1 protein-coding gene is annotated in these 313 nt (G+C 34.8%); it reads right to left on the reverse strand.

The window, feature by feature from the left end:
• Window positions 1–31: 31 nt before the first annotated feature.
• Window positions 32–313 (reverse strand): hypothetical protein (locus AOA59_RS32275; protein WP_218212169.1); only part of this gene is annotated, 282 nt, incomplete at its 5' end.

Here is a 313-nt window from a genome sequence, read left to right on the forward strand (position 1 = left end):
CTACTTCCATTTAGCGACAGTCTCTTTTTATTTAATATCTAATCCTATTGAATGCCGCAGCAACTTCATTCTTCCTTGGCATAGCTAAATCACCTGGATGTTGTCCTTTGAAAGGACTAAGGACGTCAAGGCCTTCATTTTCAATTACTTCATAAAGATTATCTATTGCTTGAATAATAGTTTCAGGTCCATTTTTGTCTTTGGTAAGTATTTTTATTATATTAGCTATCGCCCTTGTTTGACTTTGGTCAATGAGTTGCTCTAACCCATAGAGCACTAATTGATCTTTACCAATCAAAATAGTGTTTATCCC

It is taken from the genome of Pseudomonas sp. 2822-15, assembly GCF_002742515.1.
Classification (GTDB): Bacteria; Pseudomonadota; Gammaproteobacteria; order Pseudomonadales; family Pseudomonadaceae; genus Aquipseudomonas; species Aquipseudomonas salomonii.